At 37.2% G+C, this 6,361-nt stretch carries 5 protein-coding genes; 2 read left to right on the top strand and 3 right to left on the bottom strand.

Annotated features, from left to right (window positions below):
* The first annotated feature begins 533 nt into the window (after positions 1–533).
* The gene (gene glmS, locus RV15_RS04555; protein WP_071876861.1) at positions 534–2,345 is read left to right on the top strand and encodes a glutamine--fructose-6-phosphate transaminase (isomerizing); all 1,812 of its coding nucleotides are present in this window, start codon (positions 534–536) and stop codon (positions 2,343–2,345) included.
* A gap of 213 nt (positions 2,346–2,558) precedes the next feature.
* Here glmS and RV15_RS04550 read toward each other — a convergent pair whose 3' ends face one another.
* Together RV15_RS04550 and RV15_RS04545 are read right to left on the bottom strand one after the other, a co-directional pair.
* Complete coding sequence (locus RV15_RS04550) at positions 2,559–4,061, bottom strand: HAMP domain-containing sensor histidine kinase (protein ID WP_071876860.1); 1,503 nt, start codon at positions 4,059–4,061, stop codon at positions 2,559–2,561.
* On the bottom strand, positions 4,051–4,749 hold the full coding sequence (locus RV15_RS04545; protein WP_071876859.1) for a response regulator transcription factor: 699 nt from the start codon (positions 4,747–4,749) through the stop codon (positions 4,051–4,053). The genes RV15_RS04550 and RV15_RS04545 overlap by 11 nt, the downstream gene beginning before the upstream one ends.
* Positions 4,750–4,872: 123 nt before the next feature.
* Between RV15_RS04545 and RV15_RS04540 the strand changes: the two genes are divergently transcribed.
* Positions 4,873–5,211 carry a hypothetical protein gene (locus RV15_RS04540; RefSeq protein ID WP_071876858.1) on the top strand — a complete coding sequence of 113 codons (339 nt, stop codon included), beginning with the start codon at positions 4,873–4,875 and terminating at the stop codon, positions 5,209–5,211.
* A 246-nt stretch (positions 5,212–5,457) separates the two neighbouring features.
* Here the strand turns inward: RV15_RS04540 and RV15_RS04535 are convergent, their stop codons facing one another.
* Positions 5,458–6,351, bottom strand: coding sequence for a C40 family peptidase (locus RV15_RS04535; protein ID WP_071876857.1), 894 nt, complete (start codon positions 6,349–6,351; stop codon positions 5,458–5,460).
* Positions 6,352–6,361 lie beyond the last annotated feature (10 nt).

The following is a 6,361-nucleotide window of genomic DNA, read 5'->3' as shown; positions in this document are numbered from 1 at the left end:
AGTTTTCGTATAAGAAGTGTTTATTTCCGAAGGAGTTGCTTCTGCTTCCACCGTTTATTCGGATTCCTTGAGACTGGGATATAACTCGTAGAGTTGTATCCTATTTTTTTAACTCTTATTAAGACTAGACCAATTATTGTTTTTTATAAAAGTATTGACAGTTATATTTAGTTTGATGTATTATTAATGCAGTTTCTATTTGATGAAAAAGAAAGGAGTTCAGTTAGACCAATAATGGAATAGCGCCAGGCCTGAGTATTCAGGTGACGAGGAAAGAGCCTATCGAAAGATTCGGCGGATAGCTCTAGGGGCTGCACTCTATAAGCTGGAAAGAAAAAATAATTGCGAAATTATAACAAAAAGCCAGCTACGCAGGATAGAAACTTATGACGAAAAATTAAGAAAATTAAATAGGTAGACGTCAAATAATATGCAGTTATTTTAACAGGAAATGACTAACTATTTTGAATTCAACCATTTCAATTTTTTTAATCAATGAACGAAGACAATTTAGAAAGTAGGAAATCAATCGTATGTGTGGAATTGTAGGAATAATTGGAAAAGAAAATGCAACGGACATTTTAGTACAAGGCTTGGAAAAATTAGAATATAGAGGATATGATTCAGCTGGAATCTTTGTGACAGGAAAAAACAAGCAAGATTATCTAGTGAAATCTATTGGACGAATCAGTAATCTTCAGACAAAGATCAGCCCAGAAATTCAAGGAACTGTGGGGATCGGTCACACGCGTTGGGCAACTCACGGAAAACCAAGTGAAAGAAATGCGCATCCTCATACATCAAATAATCATCAATTCATTTTAGTCCACAATGGTGTAATCGAAAATTTTGAAGAGATAAAACAGGAATTTCTTCAAAATCAACGCTTTGGCGGTGAAACTGATACGGAGATCGCAGTCTATTTGATCGAGTATTTTTCAAAATTGGGCATGACGACAAAAGAGGCCTTCAAAAAAGCTTTAACTGTGATTAAAGGTTCGTATGCATTTGCTTTGATCGATAAAAATGATCCCGAGACGATTTATGTGGCGAAAAACAAAAGCCCTTTGTTGATCGGTCTTGGAGATGATTTCAATGTGATTTGTAGTGATGCGATGGCGATGCTGACTGAGACAAATCATTTTGTAGAAATTGCAGATGGTGAGATGGTCATCGTTAAAGCTGACAAGATTGAAATTGAAGATGAAAAAGGCAATATGGTCTATCGTGAGTCGTATGAGGCACAGTTAGATTTAAGCGATATTGAAAAAGGCACCTATCCATATTATATGTTAAAAGAAATTGATGATCAGCCTGCTGTTATGCGCAGAGTTATTCAGGAATATACAGATTCAATGGGCAAAGCAATAATCGATCCTGAAATCATTGAAAAAATGACAGCGAGTGATCGTATTTATATTGTGGCTTGCGGAACTAGCTATAATGCTGGCTGGGTTGGCAAAGCGATCTTAGAGAAGATGACCGATATTCCAGTTGAGGTTCATCTGTCTAGTGAGTTTGGCTATAATATGCCGCTATTATCAGAAAAACCATTTTTCATTTTCTTGAGTCAAAGTGGTGAAACTGCAGACAGCCGTCAGGTCCTAGTACGGACGAATGAACTTGATTTTCCTTCATTGACACTGACCAATATGGCCGGCTCCACTTTATCTAGAGAAGCAGATTACACGTTACTACTTCATGCGGGTCCAGAAATCGCGGTAGCCTCTACAAAAGCATACACAGCACAAATTGCGGTTTTAGCAGTTCTTGCTAAAGCAGTGGGTGATCACAAAGGACTGGAGGCATCAAAAGAGTTTGATATTGCTCATGAATTAAGTGTGATTGCAGCTGTCATGGAAACAATCATCGATGAGAAAATGGCCATCAGCCAATTAGTAGAAGAGTATTTATCAGAGACGAGAAATGCTTTTTATATAGGTCGAGGTGTGGATTATTTTGTTTCGATGGAGGCATCACTGAAGTTAAAAGAGATTTCGTATATTCAAGCAGAAGGCTTTGCAGCCGGAGAACTTAAGCATGGAACAATCGCATTGATTGAAGAAGGCACACCTGTTTTCGGTGTCATCACAGATAAAAAAACGGCAGCGCATACTCGTGGAAATCTGAAAGAAGTTGAAAGCCGCGGCGCCCATAATATCGTGATTGCCTTAGCATCGTTAGCTAAAGAAACGGATCAATTGATTATACCAGATGTGCATCCATTGCTAACGCCTTTAGTGAGTATTATTCCAACACAATTGATTGCTTATTTTGCAACCTTGCAAAGAGGTTATGATGTGGACAAACCACGGAATTTAGCTAAAAGCGTCACTGTAGAATAAAATAAAGGAATACGTTTGGGACAACAGGCCTAACTTTGAAAAATAAAAAAGCTTCACAAAATTTGTTTTTTAAATTTGTGTGAAGCTTTTTTTATTTTTATATTTTTCAATTCTTAGTAGACGAGACACTTTGCATCTTTCATTCGTGCATCGCTTTGCTCTTTGGACTAGGTCGGTACCTTTTATCGTCAAGACATCCTAAGCGATTGTTTGCTATTTCAGTGGTATTTTAACATAGAAAGTTGTTCCAGCTGTTTTGTCACTGCTGACGGTTAAAGAAAAATGATGACGCTCAGCGATTTCTTTAGCAATTGCTAAACCAAGTCCTGTACCATCTACTTGTTCTTTTGCATGAGCCTGATGAAAGCGTTGGAAGATTTGCTTTTGCTCATCTGCGGAGATATAAGAGCCAACATTATGGATACTGATATTCATAGTATCTGCTGTTATTTTTGCTCGAATAGTGATTGTTGCTTGAGATGAAGAAAATTTGATTGCATTTTCAAGCAGAATAACAAAAAGCTGACGAATTCTACCATAATCCCCATTAATGGTAACAGGCTGCTTCACTGAATTTTCTAATTGCAAATGCTGTTCTTTTTCTGATGATTTCAAGCGAAGACTTCTTATACTATCAGATAAAATATCCATGATTGCTACAGGTTCCATCATAATGATAAACTCGGGATTTTCTAGTCTAGACAACTCCAGTAGATCGTTGATCAAGCGTTCTAAAACAATTGATTCTGCTAACAGCTGTTGATGATATTGTTCGATTTTTTCCGGCTGATCGATCAAACCGTCATTTAAAGATTCAAGCGAACCGCGAATAACGGTTACAGGTGTTCGTAATTCATGAGAAATCGTGGATAAGAAATTCTTTTGAGCCTGTTCACGATTTTCCCGTTGGAATTTAGCTTCAGCCAGTCGATTTTTTAAAACAGTCAGTTTTTCTCCAAGTTGTCCCATCTCATCATTTGTCTCAATAGATAATGTTTCATCATAGTTTTCTACAACAAGCTCTTGTGTAAAGGTACTCATTTTATTGATAGGAGCGATGAATTTCTTGGATAGTAAAATAGATAGAAAAAGCCCAATGATCCATGCAATCAAAATACTAATAAAGAGTAGCAAATAACCTTGATTTTCTTCCTTATGCACACTAGATACAGCTGAATGAAGCAAGACAACGGCCAAAACTTCACCACTATCGTTTTTAATGGGTGTTCCTACTGTAACTGTCGGTTCTCCAATAAAATTACTAAAAGCGTTACTAGTAGTTGTTTTACCAGCATAGACTTTTTTAATAACTTCTCTGGCATTTGTCGGTAGCTCATTGTATTCTTTACTATGCATGCCGTGGCCGACCGTGATTGTATCAGCATTTTCATCAACGATCCAAATGTCATCCATTGCTAACTGGTCCATAAAATTGAGAAAAGAAGAATAGCCCATGCCCATCTTCATTGAAGAGCCAGAACTCATCATCCCATGCCGGGAAGAACTGCTGCTCTTATTTTCAGATGCTTCTGTCTCAGTGAAATACTCAGTGAGCGTCTCCGCAATAACGGTTGCACGTCGACTCATTTCTTCGGTGTGGATAGTGACAGTTTGTTTAGAAAATAGTAATCCAAAAGCGATACCGATTACAAGTGAGAAAAGTAATAACGTAAGTGAAAAGTACAGTATAAGTTTTCTAGTCAATTTATTTTTCATTGTTACCCTCGAATTTATAGCCTTGTCCCCAGACAGTAGCAATTTCCCAGTTTGGATGACTGACTTCATCTAATTTTGCCCGCAGCCGTTTGATATGAGTATCAACTGTTCTAGCATCGCCATAATAATCGATGCCCCATAAACTATCCAGCAAGTTATCTCTAGAAAAGACTTTTTCCCGATTGGATAAAAGCAGCCATAAAATTTCCAGCTCTCGTTTCGTTAACAAAATTTCTTGTTGTAAGATCGTTACTTTCTTTTCTTCTAAATAGACGATCAAATTATCATAAGTCAGCTGTTTCATTGTATGTTGGTTTTCTTCAGTTCGTTCGATACGTCGCGAAATAGCCCGTATGCGAGCCATGACTTCGCTTGGAGAGAATGGTTTAACAATATAATCATCTGCACCGATATCTAAACCCATGATCCGATGATAATCTTCTCCTTTAGCGGTGATCATGATGATCGGCACGTTTGATGTTTCCCGTATCGTTTTGCAAACGTCGAATCCATCAAGTTTTGGCAGCATAACATCTAATAAAATAAGCTCAATCGAATGGCTAAAAAAAGCCTCTAAGGCTGCCTGTCCATCAGAAGCGATGATCGGGTTAAAACCTTCTTTTATGACATATTCTTTCAAAACCTCTGTAATCTGTAAATGATCATCAACAATCAAAATATTTTTCATGAAATTATCCTCCTAGTTACTTCTTTCATTATAGTCAAAAATAGTGCGTTTAGGAAATTTATTTTCGACACATATTTGTCACAATTGTTTATTAAACTAAAGAAAAGTTAGGAGGAAGTAAGAATGAAAAAGAAAGTAATCAGCGGGTTATTTGTAGTATTATTTATAGGAAGCATTGGCTTTTTCACGGTAAGTGAAGCTGTTGGAAATCAGCAAAACGATCGGATGAATACTTTTGAAATGGGTCGAAGATATAGCCACCATCGAGGAGCTATGAATGAAGAACGAAACGAAACAGGGCAAAATGAGGATGAAGTGGAGCAGTCGCAGGAAGATACTGAGGTTCAAAAAAAATGGCGAGAATCAAATGATCATCCCTCTACTAGAAGAGAAAATAGTAGCCGGAATCATATGAATGACAGCCGAAGACATAATAGTAGAATGAATAATTCTTGCTGGTAATCTAAAAAAAGCAAAAAAATATTCCCCCATCAGGAAGATGGAGGGAACACAAATCAAATTACACACAACCATAAAATAGCATACTTTCTCATAATTCTCAACAATTTCGATTTCCAGTTAAATAAATGATAATTTATAAAAGAGAGAGCTGTTTCGTTAATAGATCATTTTTCAGTTTAGAAACAAACAAGCTGAGGTAGCCGAACTGTAGTCGGTTTACCTCAGCTTATTTATTTAGGAGTGCTTTTATAATACTCTTACAGCAAAATCAGGTGTATAAGAAGCAACCGTCGCAACTTGGACGACATCACCAGGAACAGGAGCATGAATATAAGTGCCGTCGCCAAGTGAGATTCCTACGTGGTGTGTACTACCATGACTCCCCCAAAAAACTAAATCACCAGCTTGAGCTTCAGAAACTGAGATAGTTGCTCCAGCACTTTCCTGATCTACAGTTGTTCGACCGATAGAACGTCCAGCAGCAGTGAAGGCAACTTGAACTAAACCAGAACAATCAAAGGTATCAGGACCAGCAGCACCATAAACATATGGCTTGCCTAAGTGCGTTTTGGCAGCTGCTACAATGGTAGAGCTAGTATCCATTTTTTTTGTTTGTTCCTCTTGTTGTTTTTTTACTAAGGTTATTTTTTCAGATAATTGCGTTTCTTGTTTTGCAACCTCTGACTGTTGTTTTACAAGGGACTGATTATCTTCTTTCAATCGATCTTGTTTTTGTCTCAATTCCGTCAATTGTTCTTTTTTCTCAACGATTGGATCAGCTTTGAGAGTGACAGTTGAGCTATCTGGGATCATGGATATGGTTTGATCTTCCTTTGAGCTTGCTGAGTTAGAAATAGATCCAGCTGTTTTTATTTTTTCTAGCTGATCAAGATCGAGCTGGATTATTTTAATCCGTTTTTCAATAGTAGAAACTTGAGTATCATTCGTCTTTTTTTTGTTAGAAAAATGTTGCTTTGTTTCTTTAAGCTGTGATAGTTGTTGTGAAGACTTTGCGATGATATTCTCTTGAGTGTTAGAGGTTTCTACGGGCGCGGCAAAAACTTGATTGCTTAGTAATAAGCCAGCTGAAATCGCTAAACAACTCAGAAATAAATTCGTGATAATCATATTTTTTTTCAAAAAAACTCTC

Source organism: Enterococcus silesiacus (genome assembly GCF_001886225.1).
GTDB classification, from domain to species: domain Bacteria; phylum Bacillota; class Bacilli; order Lactobacillales; family Enterococcaceae; genus Enterococcus_L; species Enterococcus_L silesiacus.
Note: the sequence above shows the minus strand (reverse complement) of the source record. Positions and strands in the feature narration are given on the sequence as shown.